General features: G+C 63.6%; 17 protein-coding genes and 1 tRNA gene. 9 read left to right on the top strand and 9 right to left on the bottom strand.

Translation table 11 applies throughout. The annotated features are described in order from the left end of the window. Nucleotides 1–82: 82 nt before the first annotated feature. From AC1DN0_RS05515 to AC1DN0_RS05530, 4 genes are all read right to left on the bottom strand, one after another. A complete protein-coding gene (locus tag AC1DN0_RS05515) occupies nucleotides 83–1,075 on the bottom strand; it encodes a Bug family tripartite tricarboxylate transporter substrate binding protein (RefSeq protein ID WP_441626724.1) in 993 nt (330 codons plus the stop codon). Between the two features lie 88 nt (nucleotides 1,076–1,163). Further along, entirely contained in the window at nucleotides 1,164–2,222 is a 1,059-nt protein-coding gene (locus AC1DN0_RS05520; protein WP_477145588.1) for a beta-keto acid cleavage family enzyme, read from the bottom strand. Between the two features lie 56 nt (nucleotides 2,223–2,278). Further along, on the bottom strand, nucleotides 2,279–3,127 hold the full coding sequence (locus AC1DN0_RS05525) for a TauD/TfdA dioxygenase family protein (RefSeq protein WP_441626728.1): 849 nt from the start codon (nucleotides 3,125–3,127) through the stop codon (nucleotides 2,279–2,281). Between the two features lie 154 nt (nucleotides 3,128–3,281). Then, nucleotides 3,282–3,881 carry an RBBP9/YdeN family alpha/beta hydrolase gene (locus AC1DN0_RS05530; protein ID WP_441626730.1) on the bottom strand — a complete coding sequence of 200 codons (600 nt, stop codon included), beginning with the start codon at nucleotides 3,879–3,881 and terminating at the stop codon, nucleotides 3,282–3,284. 213 nt (nucleotides 3,882–4,094) lie between these two features. On the opposite strand from AC1DN0_RS05530, the gene AC1DN0_RS05535 reads away from it, so the two are divergent. Next, nucleotides 4,095–5,132: an AraC family transcriptional regulator gene (locus tag AC1DN0_RS05535; RefSeq protein ID WP_441626732.1), complete on the top strand. Its 1,038-nt coding sequence runs from the start codon at nucleotides 4,095–4,097 to the stop codon at nucleotides 5,130–5,132. A 175-nt stretch (nucleotides 5,133–5,307) separates the two neighbouring features. Continuing rightward, nucleotides 5,308–6,360 carry a phytoene/squalene synthase family protein gene (locus AC1DN0_RS05540; RefSeq protein ID WP_441626734.1) on the top strand — a complete coding sequence of 351 codons (1,053 nt, stop codon included), beginning with the start codon at nucleotides 5,308–5,310 and terminating at the stop codon, nucleotides 6,358–6,360. A 44-nt stretch (nucleotides 6,361–6,404) separates the two neighbouring features. On the opposite strand, the gene AC1DN0_RS05545 is transcribed toward AC1DN0_RS05540, so the two are convergent. The 4 genes from AC1DN0_RS05545 to AC1DN0_RS05560 form a co-directional block, all read right to left on the bottom strand. Beyond that, nucleotides 6,405–7,829 carry an amidase gene (locus tag AC1DN0_RS05545; protein WP_441626736.1) on the bottom strand — a complete coding sequence of 475 codons (1,425 nt, stop codon included), beginning with the start codon at nucleotides 7,827–7,829 and terminating at the stop codon, nucleotides 6,405–6,407. A gap of 78 nt (nucleotides 7,830–7,907) precedes the next feature. Next, the gene (locus AC1DN0_RS05550; RefSeq protein WP_441626738.1) at nucleotides 7,908–8,405 is read right to left on the bottom strand and encodes a MarR family winged helix-turn-helix transcriptional regulator; all 498 of its coding nucleotides are present in this window, start codon (nucleotides 8,403–8,405) and stop codon (nucleotides 7,908–7,910) included. A gap of 195 nt (nucleotides 8,406–8,600) precedes the next feature. Beyond that, nucleotides 8,601–8,687 (bottom strand) — tRNA-Leu (locus tag AC1DN0_RS05555). 214 nt (nucleotides 8,688–8,901) lie between these two features. After that, the gene (locus AC1DN0_RS05560; RefSeq protein WP_441626740.1) at nucleotides 8,902–11,139 is read right to left on the bottom strand and encodes an NADP-dependent isocitrate dehydrogenase; all 2,238 of its coding nucleotides are present in this window, start codon (nucleotides 11,137–11,139) and stop codon (nucleotides 8,902–8,904) included. 356 nt (nucleotides 11,140–11,495) lie between these two features. Here AC1DN0_RS05560 and AC1DN0_RS05565 point away from each other — a divergent pair, with 356 nt between their 5' ends. The 6 genes from AC1DN0_RS05565 (at nucleotide 11,496) to AC1DN0_RS05590 (ending at nucleotide 18,992) form a co-directional block, all read left to right on the top strand. After that, the gene (locus tag AC1DN0_RS05565) at nucleotides 11,496–12,272 is read left to right on the top strand and encodes a FadR/GntR family transcriptional regulator (protein ID WP_441626742.1); all 777 of its coding nucleotides are present in this window, start codon (nucleotides 11,496–11,498) and stop codon (nucleotides 12,270–12,272) included. A 111-nt stretch (nucleotides 12,273–12,383) separates the two neighbouring features. Then, entirely contained in the window at nucleotides 12,384–13,793 is a 1,410-nt protein-coding gene (locus AC1DN0_RS05570; protein ID WP_441626744.1) for an amidase family protein, read from the top strand. Nucleotides 13,794–13,823: 30 nt separating this feature from the next. Further along, nucleotides 13,824–14,828: a Bug family tripartite tricarboxylate transporter substrate binding protein gene (locus tag AC1DN0_RS05575; protein ID WP_477145589.1), complete on the top strand. Its 1,005-nt coding sequence runs from the start codon at nucleotides 13,824–13,826 to the stop codon at nucleotides 14,826–14,828. 479 nt (nucleotides 14,829–15,307) lie between these two features. Next, nucleotides 15,308–16,717: an MFS transporter gene (locus tag AC1DN0_RS05580; protein WP_441626748.1), complete on the top strand. Its 1,410-nt coding sequence runs from the start codon at nucleotides 15,308–15,310 to the stop codon at nucleotides 16,715–16,717. A gap of 108 nt (nucleotides 16,718–16,825) precedes the next feature. Next, the gene (locus AC1DN0_RS05585; RefSeq protein WP_441626750.1) at nucleotides 16,826–17,884 is read left to right on the top strand and encodes a porin; all 1,059 of its coding nucleotides are present in this window, start codon (nucleotides 16,826–16,828) and stop codon (nucleotides 17,882–17,884) included. A gap of 148 nt (nucleotides 17,885–18,032) precedes the next feature. Further along, complete coding sequence (locus AC1DN0_RS05590) at nucleotides 18,033–18,992, top strand: AEC family transporter (protein WP_477143350.1); 960 nt, start codon at nucleotides 18,033–18,035, stop codon at nucleotides 18,990–18,992. Nucleotides 18,993–19,271: 279 nt separating this feature from the next. On the opposite strand, the gene AC1DN0_RS05595 is transcribed toward AC1DN0_RS05590, so the two are convergent. After that, the gene (locus AC1DN0_RS05595) at nucleotides 19,272–20,051 is read right to left on the bottom strand and encodes an IclR family transcriptional regulator (RefSeq protein WP_441626754.1); all 780 of its coding nucleotides are present in this window, start codon (nucleotides 20,049–20,051) and stop codon (nucleotides 19,272–19,274) included. A 206-nt stretch (nucleotides 20,052–20,257) separates the two neighbouring features. Here AC1DN0_RS05595 and AC1DN0_RS05600 point away from each other — a divergent pair, with 206 nt between their 5' ends. Beyond that, on the top strand, nucleotides 20,258–21,628 hold the full coding sequence (locus tag AC1DN0_RS05600) for an MFS transporter (protein ID WP_441626756.1): 1,371 nt from the start codon (nucleotides 20,258–20,260) through the stop codon (nucleotides 21,626–21,628). Nucleotides 21,629–21,658 lie beyond the last annotated feature (30 nt).

Below are 21,658 nucleotides of genomic sequence, written 5' to 3' on the forward strand. Positions count from 1 at the left end.
CGCTGACAGTCAGGCGATGGGTTCGTGGCCAGGCCAGGCACTGAATGCATCAACGCGCCGGGGCATGGCCAAGCCCGATCGCTCACTGGTTGAACTTGATGTTGTACGCCTTGACGATCTGCGCGTTGCGCTCGTACTCGGCATGCGTCATTCTGGCCAGCGCTTCGGGGTTTTCGCTGACCATCGGAGAGAAGCTGAGCCCCATCAGCTTCTCGCGTACTTTTGGCGTCGAGGCTACCTTGGTGACCACGGCATTGATCCTGTTCACGATGTCGTCGGGCACCTTGGACGATACGATGACGCCCACCCAGTTCGAGAAATCGATGATCTCGGGGAAGCCCTGCTCCGCCATCGTTGGCACATCGGGCAGTTGCGCCAGCCGCATCGTGGTCCCGACACCGAAGGCCTTGAGCTTGCCTGCCTTGATCAGGGGCAGCGAGGTCACGGCACCGTCGAACATGATGTCGACCTGGCCGCCCATCACGTTCTGCAGCGCGGGTGGCGAGCCCGGGAAGGGCACGTGCTGCAGGTCCAGCCCGGACTTGCTGGCGAAGATGGCGCCTGCGTAGTGCGAGCTGGTTCCCGCGGTGTAGGACGCATAGCTTCCCTGGCCACCCTTGGCGGTCTTGAGGTAGCCGATCAACCCTTTCAGGTCCTTGGCCGGCACCGTCGGCGTTGCCACCAGGACCATGGCGGAGCGGGCCACCATCGTCACCGGCTTCACGTCCTTGACCGGATCGAAACCCGTCTTCATCACCAGCGGAATTTCGGTCAGGATGTTGCTTGCAATGACCATGATCGTCTGGCCATCCGGTGGCGCGAGATTCAGTCCCTGCACACCGATGGCGCCACCGGCGCCCGGCTTGTTGTCGACGATCACCGGTTGGCCGATCTCGGTCGAGATGGCCTCGGACAGCACCCGCGCCACGACGTCCATCGTGCCGCCGGCGGGCGCCGGCACCACGACCCTGACCGGCTTTTGCGACCATGCGTTTGCCGCCAGAGGCGCCGCGCACAGGGCGATGGCGACCCCGAGAAGCGTCGCGCGCTGGCGGTACCTGGTTGCTTGCTTCATCCTTGTCTCCTCGTTGTAGTTGTAGTTGTAGTTGTAGTTGTAGTTGTAGTTGTTGTCGTTGTCGTTGTTGGCCAGGGCGTGGCGACGCTCAGGCGATCTTGCGCAGGTGGCCCTGCTGGCGACCGATGCGGTTTGGCGCGAAGCCGTTGGCCGCCAGGGACTCCTCCACGGTGTCGTAGAACACGCCGATCTTGGAAATCTCGCGCGCCTGCTGCGCAGTGGCGATCGGACGGCCGAACTCGCGTGAAATGCGCACCAGTTGCTCGATCTGCTGGACCGTGCTGAACTTCCTGGTGCGCTGCTGGTTCCAGAGGTTGTCCTCGATGCCGCAGCGCACATGCAGGCCCATGGCGATGCCCATCATGTTGATCGGCAGCACGTTGAGCACGGAGCTTTCCACCGTCAGCACGGCGCCATCGGGCACGGCGCGCACAATGTTGGCCATGTTGTAGATGTTGGGCGCGTCCATGCCGCCGCTGATAGCCACCCAGTTCATGACCAGCGGGCCTTTGTAGATGCCCCTGCGCATCAGGCGCTCGACCGACTCGAAGCTGTTGATGTTGTAGCACTGGAAAGCGCTTTGGATGCCGGCGGCCGACAGGCGGCGGATGTGCTCCTCGACCCAGCCAGGCTGCGAGGGCACCGTCATTTCCTTGTACGCCTGAAAGGTGGCCGGATCTTCCATCGACGTGCCGCGCAGGTCTTCGTAATCGAAGTGCTCCAGCACATTCATCTGCGAGGTGTTCACGGTCACCGTGACCTGGTCGGGCTTGGGATCGAGATCGGCGAGCATGTGGCGCGTATCGTCGGATAGCCACTTGGCGGCGGCGCCATCGGTCTCCGGCGCGAAGGAGATCGAACCACCCACCTGGATGATCATCTCGGGCACGGCCTTGCGCACGCCGGCGACCAGCTCGTTGAATTTGGACAGCCGCTTGGAGCCGCGGCCGTCGAGTTCGCGCACGTGCAGGTGCAGCACCGTGGCGCCCGCGTTGTAGCAGTCCACCGCCTTCTGGATCTGCGYCTCCATCGTCACCGGGATGTCCTCGGGAAAATCAGAAGGGACATAGGACGGCGCGTAGGGTGCTGCCGTGATGATGAGCGGCTGCTGGTTTTCGGGGAACAGGTGTCCGTCGAGAAAGTTCATGGCGTGTCTCCTGGGTGGGAAAGGAAGAAAGGCGATAGGGTTGGCGGGAGTGAGAGTCAGAACACCTTGTCGCCGACGATGCCGGCGCGCTCCATCTTGCGATGGCAGGGCGGGTAGTCCATCACGGCGTAGTGCTGCGTCGAGCGGTTGTCCCAGATGGCGATGCTGTTCGGCTTCCAGCGCCAGCGCACCTGGTACTCGGGGATCAAGGCCTGGCCGATCAGGTACTGCAGCAGCGCCGATCCGCCTTGCGTGAAGTCCTGGCCGTAGCGCACGTTGGCCGACGTGTGGAAGTTCGAGAAATGGGTGGCGAAGCCGTTGACGAACAGCACCTTCTCGCCGGTCTCGGGATGGGTGCGCACCACGGGATGTTCGGCATCCGGGTACTGGGCCTTGAGTGCCAGGCGCTTCTCGATCGGCATGGCCGCACCGAACGTGGCTTCGATGCTGTGCCGCGCACGCAGGCCAGCGATCTGGATCTTGACCTGCTCGGGCAGCTTGTCGTAGGCCAGCGCCATATTGGCCCACATGGTGTCTCCGCCCACCGGCGGGCATTCCACGCAGCGCAGCACGCAGCCCATTGGCGGCGACTCGCGCCACGTGGCGTCGCAGTGCCAGCCGTTCTCGTAGCGGTCGTTGGGGGCGTCCGGCGACTTGTAGATGCGCACCAGGCCCGGGTGATCCGGGTCGCTGCCGGCCACGGGGTGGTCCTCGAGTTCGCCGAAGCGGCGCGCGAAGCCCACATGCTCATCGCGCGTGATGTCCTGGTCGCGCAGGAACAGCACCTTGTGCCTGAGCAGCGCGGCCCTGATCTCGGCGAACAGGCCATCGTCGTGCACGGCGTCTGCCAGGTTCACGTTTACGAGCTCGGCACCTATGGCGCATGTCAACGGTTCGATATGCATGGCTTGTCTCCTTGTTTTCTTGTTCAGATCACCAGGACGAACGATCCCGTGGTCTTGCGGGACTCGAGGTCGCGGTGAGCATGGCCGCTACATGCGGCGCGTAGCACTGGTCGGGCCGCTCTTGCGTTGAGAGCTGCCGCTGATGCTTGCCTGGTCAGCGGTACAACGTGGACTCGGCGCTGTTCGAGAGACGCCCGGCGTCAAGCCGCTCGATCAACTGCGTGGCCATCGGCCAGGGGCCATAGCCAGATGCCGGGTTCAGATGACCGACCTCGCCCAGGTCCACCGTGTCACTGCCCCAGGCCCGCGCGAGTTCGATCACCCTCGGCAGTTCGCCCAGCGGATCGTTCTGGCTGGTAGCAACCAGGCTGGGAAACGGAAGCCGCTGGCGTGGGACCGGGAGCCAGCCACTAGCGTGGATCGCGGACAATGTCGGGTAGCCTTCCGGCATGGGGCGCTCAAAGTCAGGCGGACACGCCAGCAATGCGCCCTGGATGCGTGCCGCGTGTGCGGTTGTCAGGGCCCAGTGGGCAAGCATGATGCAGCCCCCGCTGTGGGCGACCAGCAGTACAGGACCGCCAATGTCTGCCACCGCCTGCTCAATGGCCGCGACACGGCGAGAGCAGTCCAGGTTTTCGCGCCCCATTGGCGGCACTGTGCGGGCATTGGGCAGTCGCTCGGCCAGCAATGTCTGCCAATGCCCGGCAACCTGGTCACGCAGGCCGGGGACGATAAGCACAGTGGATGTTGTCATGATCGAATTCGATTTGAGGTGATGCTGCGACTCGGGTCTGTCAACAGCTGGCTTTTGCGCATGAGGTCCGGCGTAAAGACTGAAGCCACGCTGCGCTCCATTGACCCCGCCCCGCCGGGCATCGGGGATCAGATGCACATCAGAAGACTATCGCTGCAAGATCGAATGTGATGTATTATTTGGGACATTCAATATCTAAATTGGGACATCCCCATGCCCAGTTACACGCCCTTGATCCGAAGCGCCAGTCTTACCGGCTACACGGAACTGGCGCGCCACCATGGACTCAACCCTGAGGCGATGCTGCGCAAGGTGGGGTTGAGTCCCCGGAGCCTTCTCGACCCCGATATGCCGGTCAGTACCATGGCGGTACGCCAGCTGCTTGAGGACAGTGCTTTGATGGCAGGCGTGGAAGACTTCGGCTTGCAACTGGCCATGGACCGGCGGCTGGCCAACCTGGGCCCGATCAGTTTCGTGATGCGCGAAGCGCCGAATGCCCGGCAGGCGCTGGACAACCTGTGTCGCTATATGCGCCTGATCAATGCGTCGCTGTTGACTCGCATCGAAGACTTCGGCGACGCCGTATTGATTCGCGAAGAGATCCTGGCCACCGGCAAGCACCCGGTGCGGCAGTCCATTGAAATGGCCGTGGGCGTGCTATACCGCACGATCCAGGAACTATTGGGGCCAGCCTGGCGGCCCCGAAGCGTCTGTTTCGAGCATCGTCAACCGCACGGTGCCACGTGTCACAAAGCGTTGTTCGGCGCGGCGGTTGAGTTCAATGCAAGTTTCAATGGCATCGTCTGTGCCGCAAAGGACCTCGCCGCGCCCATGCCGGCCAATGACTACCGCATGACGCCATATGTCCGTCGCTTTCTCGATCAGGCCCTGTCTGGATCCGATGAAAGTGCGACGCACACCGTACGGCAGGTCGTGGTTGCCATGTTGCCCGGGGGCAGGTGTACATCGGACCAGGTGGCAAAGCACCTTGGCGTGGATCGCCGGACTTTGCATCGCCATCTCGCCGCGGAAGGCACGGGCTTTTTGTCGCTGCTCCAGTCGGTCCGGTCTGAACTCGCCGCCCGCCAGATCCTCGACAGCGATCGTTCCCTCGCCGAACTCGCCGATCTGCTCGGCTTCTCGAGTCCCAGCGCTTTCGCTTTCTGGTTCAGGAAACATTTTGGCATGACGGTTTCGAGCTGGAAGCAAACTTCACAGGCTGCCGCAAATGCACCGCCGCAACGTGGCTGATCTGTGTCCCCTCACTGCCATCTCCGCACCGAGGCAATTGACGGCGCAGAGAGTCGATGAGAAAAAGCGCCGATCCGCCTTGGATGGCCACTCGATACGCATCACCGCCGCGGCATCGTTGCCGGATACAATTCGGCAGCGCCTGACCTGTCCAATACCGACCTGACCCCAATCCATGCCTAACCCCACCCGGGCCTTCCTCCTCGGCCCGCTACTGAAAGGCGTTTCACGTTCTTTCTACCTGACGCTGCGCGTGCTGCCCGCCGGGATGCGCGATCCCGTTGGCCTGGCGTATCTGCTGGCCCGCGCCGCGGACACGATCGCCGACACTTCGCTCATTCCGCCGCGGCAACGGCTGGATCTGCTCCTGTCGCTGCGCGATCAGGTCAACGGCGCCGCGGACGACGGGACGTTCCTGCGACGCATGGCGGTGGAAGTCGCGGGGCAGCAGACGCAGTCCGACGAGAAGGTCCTGCTCGAGTCGCTGGGGCCCGCGCTGTCGATATTGTCCCAGTTGAGCGAGTCCGACCGGGCGGCGGTACGCGAGATCGTGACGACCCTGACGACGGGCATGGAGTTTGATCTCCGTACCTTCCCCGACGAATGCTCCGGGCAGATCGTCGCGCTTCGCGAACCGGAAGAGCTTGACCGGTACACCTACCTGGTTGCGGGATGCGTGGGGGAATTCTGGACCAAGATGACCTATGCGCACATGCCGGGAACACTCAAGGGTAGCCCGGAGACCATGCTGCACCGTGGCGTGCGCTTCGGAAAGGCACTGCAGTTGACGAACGTCCTGCGTGACTGCGGCAAGGACCTGCGCATTGGCCGCTGCTATCTGCCAGCCACGATGCTGGACCGGTTTGGATTGACGCCGCAAGATCTCTTGCTGCCGGCCAACGCCCTGCGCGCCCAACCGCTGCTGTTCGAGCTGATCCGCGAAACGCTGGATCACTTCCGGGAGGCGGTTGAATACACGCTCGCCATCCCGGCGTTCTCCATCCGGTTGCGGCTGGCGTGCCTGTGGCCGGTCCTCATCGGCCTGGAAACCCTGCTGCTGCTCGTCAACAACGACGATTGGCTCGACCCCGGAAAAGTCTCCAAGGTACGACGCAACAAGGTGTACCAGATCGTGGCGGCATCGGTGCCGCTGGTGGTCTCCGACAAACTGCTGCGTTCCTGGGTTGACGGGCTGACCGGAAAGATCGAAGCCCGGCTGGGTAGCTGACGGAACGCCGCCTCACCGGGCGACGTCCTCGCTGCCCGACGCGCTCAGGCTGCCGTCCGCGGCGGTTGCGGCCAGGGCCGCTGCGCGGGACGCATCTCCTCCCAGGCCCTGGCCATCTGCAGGACGCCCAGATCGTCGAAACGCCGTCCGGCAATCTGCAGGCCGATGGGCATGCCCTCCGCCGCGTACCCGCAATTGACGGATGCCGCGGGCTGCTCGGAGAAGTTGTAGACGATCGTGAAGCTTGCCTGGTGAATCGGCTCGACGCCCTCGTATTCCACATGCGTCTGTTCCGCGCCAAACGCAGGCTGCGGGAAAACGGGCGAGAACACATAGTCGAAATCGCGCGTGGCGGCCACGGTCGCCGCGCGCAGCGCCAGGCCTTGGGCGTGCGCCTTGTATAGCTGCTCGGCGCTGACCTCCTGGCTCTTTTGCACCGCCCACTGGATAGCTGGCGACGCCTTTCCGCGCCGCGCTTCGGGCAGCGCGGAAAGGTCCATGCGTGTGCGCATGGCCCAGAAGCGGCTGATACCTTCGAGCATGCCCGGCTCGATCCACGGCCGGATCGGTTCGACGACCGCGCCGGCCGCTTCGAATGCCCTGGCCGCCCTCTCCACCGCTTCGCGCACATCCGGATCGAGCGGGATGCCGCAGTCGAGCTCAAGCCACAAGCCGATGCGCAGGCCCTTGAGGCTGCGATCCAGCCGGTTCCACTCGATAGCCTGGTAGGGCAAGCTCATATGGTCGCGCGCATCGGGCTGCGACAGCACGCGCATCATGAGCGCGGCATCCGCCACGGTGCGCGTCATCGGACCGGCGGCGCGCGCCGCATAAGGCGGATCGATCGGAATGCGGCCAAGGCTCGGCTTGAGCCCGAAGATGCCGCAGAAACCGGCCGGCCCGCGCACCGAGCCACCGATGTCCGTGCCGACATGCAGGGGACCATAGCCGGCCGCCGCTGCCGCGCCCGCGCCCGAACTGGAGCCGCCCGTATTCCGGCTGAGGTCCCATGGATTGCGCGTCAGCGGGTGAAAGCTGGACATGGCCGCGCCAAGCATGCCGAGGTCCGGCATCGTGGTCTTGCAGAGGAACACAGCCCCGGCTTCACGCAAGCGCGCCGCCGGGGGCGCATCCTTCGCGGCCGGGACCAGCTCGGTCGCGGCGCAGCCCAGCGGGACGGGCACCCCTTGCGTGGCGATGTTCTCCTTGATCGTCACCGGCACGCCGTCCAGCGCCCCTTGCGGCGCGCCGCGCTGCCAGCGCGCCTCGGACTCGCGTGCCATCGCCAGCGCGCGCTGCGTGTCGAGGGCATAGGCCGCATGGATATGCGGCTCCCATGCTTCCATTTGCGACAGCACGGCCTGGGTCACCTCCACTGGCGATAACGCCTTGCGGGCATAGAGGTCGAGCAGCGTCGTGGCGCTCAGCGCATTAAGGGCGGTTGTCTCGTTTGTCTCGTTGATTGTCATTGGGTCATCCATCGGTGAAGGTGCATCAGTGCATCAGCCAGCACCGGATTCGCAACCCCGGCACGGGAAACCAAGAATCTATGCGGCCCGCTTGGGCTTGACCCTGGCCGCGCCTTCATGGCCGGCGTCCCTCGCACGGTGCTCGAGCGTATCGGTCAGCTTGTCGATGCAGCGATTGAACGTCTTGAGCTCCGCCTCGGTCAGCGTGGCCAGCAATGCCTTCTCCAGCGTATTGCCGCGCTCGTAGGTTCGCTTCACCATGCTCTCGCCCTCCGCGCTCAGGAACAGATTGATCTGCCGGGCATCGAGTTCGCCGATCTGCCGGCTCAGCAGCCCTTGCCGCACCAGCGCGCTGACCAGCTTCGACACCTGTGTCTTTTCGAGCAAGGTGAGTTCGATGAGCCGGCTCAGGGTCAGCCCCGGCTCCAGCGCAACCAGGCGAAGCACGCGCAGGTCCCGCACCGTGACGCCGAACTCGTTTTCGTAGAACTGCGAACCCGCCGCCTTGCTCAGCTCGCTCAGCCGATCGAGCCGGAACGACAGGTATTCGAGGATGGGGTGGTCGGAGGATGGCATGGCAGGCTTCGGAGAATTAGTCGATATCGACAACAGATTCTCGTTGCAATAGTTGCTTCGTGCAACTAAGCAAAAATACCTAGGCCTTTGCCTTGACGCGACAAGGGGTCGCCTTTCACCTCTCGCCTCTCGCCTTTCGACGCGAAGCACCAAAGCAAAAGGCCTGCACGAATGCAGGCCTTTTGCTTTCTATCTTGGTGCCCAGGAGAGGACTCGAACCTCCACAGTGTTGCCACCGCTAGGACCTGAACCTAGTGCGTCTACCAATTTCGCCACCTGGGCTAGGTGAGGAGGCGCATTTTACCTAACGGATCGGAATTTGCAAGTGCTCCGCATAGCGAACCGGAAGAAAAACATCGCCTTGCCCCGAAGCGCATCGTGCAACTGCTGCCATCAACGGGACGATCAGCAAAATCCCTCCCGGCCCTGGGCCGGAAGGGAGCGGTCAGGGATAGCGCAGGTACAACCCGCCCCGACCGGAGGCAGCGGAACTTCCTTAAGCCTGCGCAGCCGCCAGCGCCGCGTTCAGCGTCTTGCTCGGGCGCATCACGGCATCCAGCTTCGCGAAGTCGGGCTTGTAGTAACCGCCGATGTCCGCTTCCTTGCCTTGCACGGCCGACAGTTCCGCCACGATGGCCTGCTCGTTGTCGGTCAGTTGCTTGGCCAGCGGCGCGAACTGCGCGGCCAGGGCTGCATCTTCGGTTTGCGCCGCGAGTTGCTGGGCCCAGTACATGGCCAGGTAGAACTGGCTGCCGCGGTTGTCCAGTTGCCCGGTCTTGGGCGACGGGTTCTTGTTGTTCTCCAGCAGCTGGCCGGTGGCGGCATCCAGCGTCTTGGCCAGGATCTTGGCCTTGGCGTTGCTGGTCTTGATGCCCAGGTCTTCAAGCGACACGGCCAGCGCCAGGAATTCACCCAGCGAGTCCCAGCGCAGGTGGTTTTCTTCCACCAGTTGCTTGACGTGCTTGGGCGCCGAGCCGCCCGCACCGGTTTCGTACATGCCGCCACCGGCCATCAGCGGGACGATGGAGAGCATCTTGGCGCTGGTGCCCAGTTCCATGATGGGGAACAGGTCGGTCAGGTAGTCGCGCAGGATGTTGCCGGTGACCGAGATGGTGTCCAGGCCGCGGATGACGCGTTCCAGCGTGTAGCGCATGGCGCGCACCTGCGACATGATCTGGATGTCCAGGCCGGTGGTGTCGTGATCCTTCAGGTAGGTCTCGACCTTCTTGATCATCTCGGCTTCGTGCGGACGGTACGGGTCCAGCCAGAAGATCGCCGGCATGCCGGAGTTGCGGGCGCGGGTAACGGCCAGCTTGACCCAGTCGCGGATCGGCGCGTCCTTGACCTGGCACATGCGCCAGATGTCGCCCTCTTCCACGTTCTGCACCAGCAGCACTTCGCCCGTGGCGATGTCCACGATGCGGGCTTCGCCGGCTTCGGGCACTTCAAAGGTCTTGTCGTGCGAGCCGTATTCCTCGGCCTGCTGGGCCATCAGGCCGACGTTGGGCACGGTGCCCATGGTGACCGGGTCGAAGTTGCCGTTGGTCTTGCAGAAATTGATGATTTCCTGGTAGATGCGGGCGAACGTGCTTTCCGGGATCACAGCCTTGGTGTCCTTCGGGCGGCCGTCGGCGCCCCACATCTTGCCGCCGATACGGATCATGGCCGGCATCGAGGCGTCCACGATCACGTCATTGGGGGCGTGCAGGTTGGAGATGCCCTTGGCCGAATCCACCATCGCCAGTTCCGGGCGATGCTCGTGGCAGGCGTGCATGTCGCGGATGATTTCCTCGCGCTTGGAGCTGGGCAGGCTTTCCAGCTTGTCGTACAGGTTGACCAGGCCGTTGTTGACGTTCACGCCCAGTTCGTCGAACAGCGCGCCGTGCTTGGCAAAGGCTTCCTTGTAGAAGATCTTCACGGCGTGGCCGAACACGATGGGGTGCGAGACCTTCATCATCGTGGCCTTCACGTGCAGCGACAGCATGACGCCGGTCTTGCGCGCGTCTTCCATCTGCTCTTCGTAGAAGTCGCACAGCGCCTTCTTGCTCATGAACATGCTGTCGATGATCTCGCCGTCCAGCAGCGAAACCTTGGGCTTCAGCACGATGGTCTTGCCGCTCTTGGTGACCAGCTCCATCTTCACGTCGCGGGCGCGGTCCAGGGTCATGGACTTTTCACCGTGGTAGAAGTCGCCGTGCTTCATGTGCGCCACGTGGGTACGCGAAGCCATGCTCCACTCGCCCATGCTGTGCGGGTTCTTGCGGGCGTAATTCTTCACGGCGGCCGGTGCGCGGCGATCCGAGTTGCCTTCGCGCAGCACGGGGTTCACGGCGCTTCCCAGGCACTTGGAGTAGCGCTGGCGGATGGCCTTCTCGGCATCGGTCTTCGGGTCTTCCGGGAAGTCAGGCACGTTGTAGCCCTTGGCCTGGAGTTCCTTGATGGCGCCGACCAGCTGGTGCACCGAAGCACTGATGTTGGGCAGCTTGATGATGTTGGTGTCCGGCAGCAGGGTCAGGCGGCCCAGTTCAGCCAGGTTGTCCGGGACGCGCTGCGCTTCGGTCAGGAATTCCGGGAATTCGCCCAGGATACGGCCCGCCACCGAAATATCGCTGGTGGTGACGTCGATCCCGGCCGGCGCGGTAAAGGTGCGGATGATCGGCAGGAAGGCGCTGGTCGCCAGCAGCGGCGCCTCGTCGGTCAGCGTGTAGATGATGGTGGGTTGCTGGGTACTCATTGCTTCTCTCAGGGTCAAGAAATGGGTTGGAGAACGCCACCGGCTGGGTCGCAGCCCGGCAGTAACGTCGAATTTTGCCTGATTTTGCTTCAGGGGGCTCAAACACGGGATGGCTTTTTGCATTATGAAATGCACAAAACACGCTTTGCCTGCCCGGCTGGTATCCCGCTACGGCCTATCCCGGCTGCCTTGCGCGCCGCCAGGGGACTCGCCATCGGCCTTCGGCCAGCCAGCCCCCTCCTGCGCCGCCTCCACGAAGGCGCGATGCCCGCAAGCCACCGCCCCGGGAATACCCGCATAGGAAAAATCGGGCCGCTGACCAATTATGATAATTATGATCATAAATAGAGTCAGCAATGCCTCACGCCCCCAAGCCCGGGTTATCCGGCAGCAAGCGCGTAAAGCGCGTCGATCAGGTAGTCAACGGTATCAAGCGCTGGATTGTCCAGACGCACCAGAAAGTGGGCGGCAAGTTGCCGCAGGAGGCGGCGCTGATCGAGCAGATGGGCGTCGGCCGCGGAACGGTGCGCGAAGCGCTGACCGCCTTGCAGGTGCAGGGCCTGGTCACCGTCACTACCGGGCCCAACGGAGGCGCCACGCTGACGCAGCCCTCCTACGTCCAGTGCCTGGAGGCTGTCTCCAACTTCCTCTACTTCCAGCCGGTCGATATCGCGACGCTATATGCCTTGCGCCGCGCGGTTGAGCCCGAACTGGCAGCCAATGTGGCATTGCGCCTGACCGAGGCCGACCTGGCCGATCTCGATGCGCTGATCGGCCTGAGCCATCCGGCGCATGGCGGCAGCGAGGACTGGAACGAGCGCCGCGAAGCGGATCTGCTCTTTCACGACCGGCTCGCCGATGCCTGCAGCAGCCCCATGCTGGCGCTGTTCTGCCGCCTGCTCAACGACATCATTCGCCGCGTGATCGTGGTACGCAACGCACAAGAGAGTTTCGACCGCTTCGACGACGAGATCGTCCACAGCCACACGGCCCTGATGGATGCATTCCGCGCGCGCGACGCCGACCGTGCCCGGGCACTCATGCAAGAGCATATGGCGCACGCCGAAGCCCTGGCCCTCGAAGCCGAGTCGCGGGTCGACCGGAGCAGCCTGCTGATCAGTCCGGGCGACTGACCTTGGCCGCGTGGGTCTCGCCCGCCGGCACCGCCCCCTCCCCGCCATACTCCCATCAGCCGTCGGCCAATGGGGGCGGGATCGTTTTTGCTCTAATTTTTGGAGTCCCACGTGAAACCCCATGAAACGCTGTGGCGCTGGAGCGCCGTCGACATTGCCGCCGCGGTACGGCGGCGCGAGATATCCTGCCGCGAGGCCACGGCCAGCGCACTCGCTCGCATCGAACAGCTCAACCCGAGCCTCAACGCCCTGGCTGAAGTGCTGGCCGAGCAGGCCCTGGCCAGCGCCGATGCGGCCGACCAGATGACCGCGAGCGGAGCGCAACTCGGGCCGCTTCACGGCGTGCCCGTCACGATCAAGATCAATGTGGACCAGGCGGGCCATGCCACTACCAACGGCGTCATCCCGTTGCGGGAGAATATCGCGCGCGAAGACGCCCCGGTGGTTGCCAACTGGCGCAATGCCGGCGCCATCATCGTCGGGCGCAGCAACACGGCCACCTACTCGTCGCGCTGGTTCACCGACAACGGTCTGCACGGGCGCACGCTGAATCCCTGGAACCCGGATATCACGCCTGGTGGGTCCAGCGGTGGCGCCGCTGCCGCGGTGGCCTGCGGCATGGGCGCACTGGCACATGGCAATGACATCGGTGGCTCCATCCGTTATCCGGCGTATGCCTGCGGCGTGCCTGGCCTGCGGCCCACGACAGGCCGGGTACCCGCGTACAACCCCACTGCCAGCGTCGAGCGCGGCATCACACCGCAACTCATGTCGGTGCAGGGACCATTGGCACGCAACATGGCCGACCTGCGGCTTGGATATCACGCGATGGCGCGCCATGACGCGCGTGACCCCAGTTGGGTGCCGGTACCGCTGGAACTGCCGCCGCCAACGGGCCCTATCCGCGTGGCGCTGTTCAAACGCTGCCCCGGCATCCCCATCGATCCAGCAATCAGCGAAGCGTTGGACAGCGCGGCGCATTGGCTGCAGCAGGCCGGCTACGCCGTCGAGGAAGCCGCGCTGCCGGACTTTGTGGAAGCTGCCGCCCTGTGGCGCACGCTGACGACTGACGACAGCCGCCGGAATATCGTCGCGGGCGTGGAACAACATGGCGACGACGCCATGCGGCGCAGCCAGCGCAACATGCTGGCGGGCATGCCGGAGACCGACCGCGACGGCTTCCTCGATGCACTGGCCCGGCGCCAGGCACTGGGCCGCAACTGGTCGGTCTTTCTGCATGAATATCCGCTGGTGTTGATGCCGGTGTCATGGCAGCGCCCATGCCCGCAGGACGCCGATATCGGCACGCTGGAACAAACCCACGCCCTGCTTGACGCCCAAAGCCCGCTGCTAGCCACTGCCATGCTGGGCGTGCCGGGCCTCTCGGTGCCCACAGGCATGGCCGGCGGCGTACCCGTCGGCGTGCAACTGCTGGCCTGGCGCTTCCGGGAGGATCTGCTGCTGCAGGCAGGCCAGGTCATAGAAGACGCCGCGCGCTTCACCCCGTTCACCGCCCGATAACAACCCCCGCAATCAAAACAGGAGACTCCCATGAACGAACGCAACCCGACTTCCCCTGCGCGGTTTTCGCGCCGGGCCATGCTGGCCGGCACCGCCGCCGCCCTGTGCACCGGCAGCCTGATCTCGCGCGCCGCATGGGGGCAATCCGTGTCTCGCATCATCGTGCCATTCCCGGCCGGGGGACCAGCCGATTTCATGGGCCGTCTGCTGGCCGAGAAACTCAAGGAAACGCTTGGCCGGACCGTCATCGTCGACAACCGGCCCGGTGCCGGCACCCGCGTGGCGGCGGAGGTATTGAAGAACGCTCCGGCAGACGGCCATACCGTGCTGCTGGCGCCGGTCGATCCGATGTTCATCGGCCCGTTGATCTATAACAATATGCGTTTCAATCCCGCCACCGATTTCAGGGCGATCACCGACGTGGCCGGCGTTCAGTTTGGCCTGGCGGTCAATGCAAACTCTCCGGCCAGGACACTGGCCGAGTTTGTCCAGGCGGYCAGAGCCCGTCCCGCTGACCATTCGATCGGCATCAGCACGGTTGGTACCCTGCTCCACTTCCTCGCCGGGGAATTCGTGGCCCAGTCCCGTACCGGCAGCACCCTGGTGCCCTATCGCGGAGGCGGCGCCCTGGTGACGGACTTGATGGGAAACCAGATTGCGGCGGGCATGGACGCGACGACCTCGTTCATGGAGTACCACCGCGCCGGCAAGCTCCGCGTGCTGGCGGTGGCCGGCGACAAGCGCGCGGATGCCCTCCCCGACGTGCCCACCTTTGCGGAATCCGGATTTCCAAACCTGGTGACCTCGTCGCGCTACCTGCTGTACGTGCGCGCCAACACCGCGCCCGAGGTGTCCGCGCAGTGGTACCAGGCCGCGCGCAAGGTGCTGGCCATGCCCGATGTCCGCGAGAAGCTGGGCCGCACCGGTTATGACTTGCTGCCTGGCGGTACGGCTGACGAAGTCGCCAAGTATGCGAACGCGCTTGCCGCTCGCTGGACGCCGGTCATCAAGGCATCCGGCTTCAAAGGCGACTAAGTCCTGGAGACGCCAGCGCGAGCCAGGGGCACGCGCTGGCGGCTATCCGTTGCGGAAAGCGGCGGTAGCGACAAGCGTGCCTCGCAGCCGGACACGCCTTTCCGCGATCACATTGACAATGAACGTGTTCGCGGTTTCTTCCCCCCTTTCACCGACGCTTCCCCGCCCACGGCGCATCGGCATCAGCCTCCAACTTGCCGCGCTTGATCTCCCGCCTCGCAGATACCGCGCAGCCAGCGGTTGGCGGCACCGTGGCGATCAGGTCGCTCGACTGGCGCTCAAGTGCTGTGCACACCTTGCCAGCGCTGTCGCCGCAGTTGACGCCGACGCATGTCCCGGAAAACCCCTCACGCTAGTAAAAACCCGACTTTCGGTCGTCTAACGCGCAAGTAGCGCGATTAGCGCGCAAATTGCGCGAATTGAGCTTGTCCGGGGCATGGCGATCGCTTAATTTTCAGGCACCAAATACAGGAGACAACATGGCTACCACCATCGACCGTGACACACACGGCGCACGCCAGACGAAGAAGGCGACCGCGAGCGGCTGGATCGGATCGGCGCTCGAATACTATGACTTCTTCATCTATGCGACGGCCGCGTCCCTGATCTTCCCGCAGATCTTCTTCCCCTCGGGCAACCCCAAGATCGCGATCGTCGCGTCGCTGGCAACTTACGGCGTCGGCTACATCGCACGGCCAATCGGCGCATTCTTCCTGGGCCACTGGGGCGACACCCACGGGCGCAAGACCGTGCTGGTCCTGTGCATGTTCCTGATGGGTTTCTCGACGATGGCGGTCGGCCTGCTGCCGACGTATCAGCAGGTCGGCATGCTTGCCCCTGTGCTGCTGGTCGTCCTTCGCCTCATCCAGGGTTTCGCGGTGGCCGGCGAGATTTCCGGCGCCAGTTCGATGATTCTCGAGCACGCCCCGTTCGGCCGACGCGGCTACTACGCCAGTTTCACGCTCCAGGGCGTGCAGGCCGGCCAGATCCTCGCCGCCGCGGTATTCCTGCCGCTGGCGTACTACATGCCCGCCGATGCCTTCAACGCATGGGGCTGGCGCATTCCCTTCCTGCTGAGCGCCTTCGTGCTTGTCGCCGGCTTTATCATCCGCCGCGAAGTCAATGAAACGCCTGCATTTGCCCAGGAAGCGAAGGGCAGCGCCGTGCCTCGCTCGCCGATCATCGAAGCCTTCAAATACAGCTGGAAGGACATGATCCGGGTGGTATGCGTTGCCCTGATGAACGTCATCCCGGTGGTCGCCACGGTGTTCGGCGCGGCTTACGCGGTGCAACCGGCTTATGGCATTGGCTTTGAAAAGAGCCTTTATCTGTGGATTCCGGTCGCGGGCAATATCCTCGCCGTGCTGGTCATTCCGTTTGTCGGCAACCTGTCCGACAAGATCGGCCGCCGGCCGCCGATCATCGTCGGAGCGCTGGGCTCGGGGCTGCTCTCGTTCGCTTACCTTTACGCCATCAGCATCCATAACGTGCCGCTGGCGATCGTCTCGTCGCTGCTGATGTGGGGCGTGGTCTACCAAGGCTATAACGCGGTGTTCCCGAGCTTCTACCCGGAGCTGTTCCCGACGCGCTCCCGCGTCTCGGCCATGGCTATTGCCCAAAACGCCGGCACCGCCATCACCGCCCTGCTTCCGGCGCTATTCGCCATGGCAGCGCCTCCGGGATCGGCCAATATCCCGCTCACCGTTGGCGCGATCACCCTGACCGTCACGATCATCGCGGCAATCGCCGCATGGAGCGCACGGGAAACCCATCGCATCCGCATGAGCGACCTCGGCGAGCCCGGCGCGGTCCCCATGGACAAGCGGGACTATGACCGCTTGCGGGAAGAGGCCATGGGCGAAGCGAAAGTGATCAAGGCACTCGCCTGAGGCAGCCTGCGACCCGCACTGCGGCGACTTATCAAGATGGATTAAAAGATATCAATAGATATTTATTGATATCAATAAATATCAAAAGCCAACCGGAGGAGTATCAATATGAAAAAAGCCGCCGCCCTGCTTATCCTGGGGAGCGCAGCATGGCCAGCATTCGCGCAGCAATCCGGCGTCATCCTGTATGGCCTGATCGACACCACGATTCGTTTCTCCACCCACGAGAACGCTGCCGGCAACAGCAAATGGCAAATGACCGACGGCGAACTGACCGGCAGCCGCTGGGGCCTGCGCGGCACCGAAGACCTGGGCAACAACCTGAAGGCCTTCTTCATCCTGGAGTCGGGCTTTAACCCCGATACCGGCATCAGCCAGCAAGGCGGCCGCCTCTTCGGACGCACAGCCGTGGTGGGACTGGATGGCGATTACGGCAAGCTCGCGCTGGGGCGGCAGTACACCCTCGCGCACGAGATCCTGTCCTCCTACGAGGCCATGGCCTTCGCCAACAACTCCATCGTCGGGTACCAGGGCGGCAATTACACCGGCCTGCGCTACGACAACACCATCAAGTACATCAAGTCCTTCGGCGGCCTGCAGGTGGCCGGCGCCTACACCTTCGGCGAAGTCGCCGGCAGTACCTCGGCCAGCAACGCCGCAGCCGGCTCGCTGGTCTACAGTTCCGGTCCCTTTGAGGTTGGCGCCGTCTACCAGGTCACGCACGATGTCTCCTCCGCCTTCTTTGGCGCCGTGCCCGCTTCGCAAGCCAGCAAGCAGACCGTCTGGGGCCTGGGCGGCACCTGGAAGGCCGCGCGCGCGCAGTATTACCTGGGCTATACCAACAACCGCCTCGATGTCGCGGACTACCGCAACAACGTCGGCTATGTGGGCACCCGCGTCAACCTCACCGAAGCCCTGAGCCTGATCGGAACCTTCCAGTACGACTGGCTCAAGCACGCCGGCGAAAGCGGCAAGCGCCTGACCACCGCGGCGATGCTGGACTACAACTTCAGCAAGCGGACCGACGTCTATATGGCAGTCGATTACACCCACCTGAGCGGCGCATGGATTCCGCTGAACAGTTCCCCCACCTTCATCAACAGCGGCAATACGTTCGGCAACAGCACACGGCTGGGCGTCATGGCCGGGATACGCCACAAGTTCTGAGCGCGGCCAGTGGCCCCTGCAGTTGCAAGAACAATAGCCGCAACGCCGCCAACCTGCCGTGGTTGCCCTCCCCGGCACCGCGGCATGATGGCCGCGTTGCGCGCGCCAGCGCACCAGCCTTGACGGACGTTTTTTCGGAAGCCACCTAATGCTCGACATCCTGGCCATCATCGCCCCGATCTATATCGCCATCCTGATCGGATACTCGATGACCCGCTCGGGGATCTTCGCCAAAGCCGACATGCGCGTTTTCGGCAGGTTCGTGATCAATCTGGCGTTGCCGGCGCTGCTGTTCCGGACGTTGTCGCAGCGGCAGCTTGGGGAGATCCTGAATGTCAGCTACCTGCTCGCCTATTGCCTCGGATCATGGGCAATGGTCGGCCTGGGCTATTTCTGGTGCCGGCGGGCTTCCGGGCTGAATCCGGCCACCAGCGCCTTCTACGCGATGGGCATGTCGTGCTCGAACAGCGGTTATGTCGGCTATCCCATCCTGCTGCTCACCCTTGCCCCTGTGGCCGGGGTATCGCTTGCGCTCAACATGACAGTGGAGAACCTGCTGGTCATCCCTTTCCTGCTCTGCATGGCCGAGAGCAGGCAAGGCAGCGCCGGGCAATGGCGTGCATTGGGCAAATCGCTGATGCGGATGGCCTATAACCCGCTGATTATCGGCTTGCTCGCGGGGCTCACCGTGTCGGTACTCGGATTGAAACTGCCCGGGCCGGTGATACGCACGGTCGATATGCTGGCAACTGCCTGTAGTGCCCTGTCCCTGTTTGTCATTGGCGGCACGCTGGTCGGGCTTCCCATGCGCGGACACGGCTCACGGATTGCGCCGATTGTTCTTGGCAAGCTGGTGCTGCATCCGTTGCTGGTTTTCGTGGCGATCACGATGGTGCCGATGCTCGGGCTTGGGGAGATCGAGCCTTCGCTGCGGATGGCGGCTGTGTTGATGGCGGCTATGCCAATGATGGGCATCTATGCGACGTTGGGGCAGGTCTATGGGCAGGAAGATTTCAGCGCAGTGACTTTGCTGGTGACCACGATCGTGTCGTTCTTTACGCTGAGCGGGTTGCTTTGGGCACTAGGAAAATACTGGAGCCTGGCGTGAAGACCGGATGGATGCCGGACCGTCGAGCCTGATATGGGGCAAGATCGATGGCATACGAGCGTTTGCGATGGGCAGCCTGATCGAGCAGTCAGCCGCCGTCGCGACATGCATAGGGGACGACGCCTGGGCCACGACATCCCAAGCGAAGAGGATATCGTCGAGGCTACGGATCGTCGCGATCCGTTCACGGACGGCACGCACAACTGAAACACTGCGCGAAGCGCAGGCGGCTTGATGGAAAACGGCGGGCTGCGGCCCGCCCCGTTTGCGCTTGCCCGGCTAGGAAGTCCGATTGAAAAGCGCGGAGGCGTGGCTAGCCGCGGCCAGTTCCGCAGCGGCACTAAGCAGTGCCGGGCCCAGCTCTTTCATGCGTGCCTCGCTGAGCCTGCTAAGGGGGCCCGCAATGCTGATCACCCCAATTGCGGGATACCCCCGGCGCTGGACGGGCGCCGCCATGGCCGACATTGCCGGTGCGAACACTTCATTGATGGTGGCATAGCCGCGCTCCCGTGCCTTGTGGATGAAGCCCAGCAAGGCTTTGACGGTGGTTGGCGCATTGGGGCCATATTGTCTGGGCTGGCCGAAGCCTTGCTTCAGCACCAGTTCAAGGGCGCGTTCATCCGTCATGGTCTGCATCCAGGCATGTCCGGTTGCGCTGCAGGAAAGAATGGTGTCCATGCCCATGTCGGGGTCATACCGCAGCCCCCTCAGCGCCCCTTGCGCCTTGGCCACCCAGGTGAGGCGGTCCCCGTCGACGATGGCCAGGCGAACGAGTTCACCCGACGTCTCCGCCAGCCGGTCCAGCCTTGTCTGGGCAATATCGACGATGCCGGAAGTCGCGAGAAAGCCCAGTCCCATCCCCACCAGCTTGGTCGTCAGTATGTAGTCGCCGTGGTCCCGCAACTGGCGCACATAGCCCGCGTTCTTGAGATCGACCAGCAGGCGATGGCACGCGCTGCGCGGGATATCGAGATCATCGGCGATGGCGGCCAGGGGAACGGCCTCGACTTGGGTACAAAGGTATTCGAGGATTCCAAGTGTGCGCAGTACGCCTGACATGGCGAGTTCCCTGCCAATGAAATATATAGTTTTTTACTATTCAACAAAAATACCAATACGTCAAGTTCGGAATGGCATTCCCAAACCGCTGCTAGCATGCATTCACCGCTCCAACCGGCACGAAGGGCAACGTTGTTGGACGGATTCAAACGGCACCGGATGGCAGCGCTGCATGCCATCCCCAGCAAGAGACGCTAGGAGACAAAATGACTGAAGAGACACCGCGCCACGCCGATGCGGCAATGCGCACGCGCGCCGTCGCAGCCGCCACCATTGGCACCGCACTAGAGTGGTTTGACTTCACGCTGTATGGGGCGTTGGCGGCTACGATTCTGCCCAAGCTGTTCTTTCCCGCGATGGAGCCGACATCCGCGCTCCTCGCATCGCTGGCCACGTTCGGTGTCGGCCTGGCGGCGCGGCCTCTGGGGGCGATCATTTGCGGCCATCTCGGCGATAAGCTGGGGCGCCGCAATCTGCTGCTGGGCACCGTCACGATCATGGGACTGTCCTCCGTGCTGATGGGCTTGCTGCCCACCTACACACAGATCGGCGTTTGGGCACCGGTGTTGCTGGTGCTGCTGCGCGTTCTGCAGGGCTTCGCGCTCGGCGGCGAATCGACCGGCGCTCAACTGATGGCAATCGAGCACGCCAGTCCGGACCGGCGCGGCAAGTATTCCGGTTTGCTGGGCCTGTGCTCGCCATTGAGCCAGATCCTTGCCAACGGCGTATTGCTTCTCCTCGCCTCCACGATGTCAGCGGAATCCTTCGAGTCCTACGGATGGCGCGTGCCGTTCCTGCTGAGCTTCGTCCTGGTGATCGTCGGCGTGTATATCCGCCTGAAGGTCAATGAAACGCCGGCATTCGTGGAACTCAGCAAGAACAGGGTGGCGCAAGCCGGCAATCCGCTGCGCGACGCGTTCCGGTTCCATTCAAAAACGGTGCTGCGCTGGATGCTCTTCTTTTGCGGACCCGCGGCGATTTTCTATCTCATTGTGGTGTTCTCGCTGAGCTACATCACCAAGACGCTCGCCGTGCCCAAGCAGACCGGCTTCCTGCTGCTGATGGGTGCCAACGTCTGCGCGATTTTCGGTGCACTGGCGGGCGGCATGCTTAGCGACAAGATCGGCCGCAAGAAGGCGCTGGCCATTGGCTCCGTTGCGACGCTGCTGATTCTGTTCGTCTACTTCCAGATCCTCGACACCAAGAGCTTCCTGCCGATGCTTGCCATCATGGGGCTTTTCCTCGGCTTCACCCAGTTCCAGAGCGGCATTCAGCCGGTCGCGTTCGCCGAAGCATTCCCGACCAATGTCCGCTACTCGGGATCCGCACTTGCCTACACGGGGGCAAACCTGATTGCCGGCGGTCCGATGCCCGTCGTTGCGGTGTGGCTCCTGTCAGTCTGCAACGGATCACCGTGGGGCGTCGTTGCGGTGTGCGTCGCGTTCAACCTCATCTCGCTGGCCATGATTCTGACGGCGCCCGAAACGCGTGGCATCGACCTGAACCGCGCGGAAGCGCCGAACGACATGGCCGATGGCGCTCCTTTCCTCTCAGTTGGCACCAGCCAGTCCCGCTAACCCACGACGCGCGCAGCCCCTGGCCGCGCG

The organism is Cupriavidus sp. 05N39 (assembly GCF_056397325.1).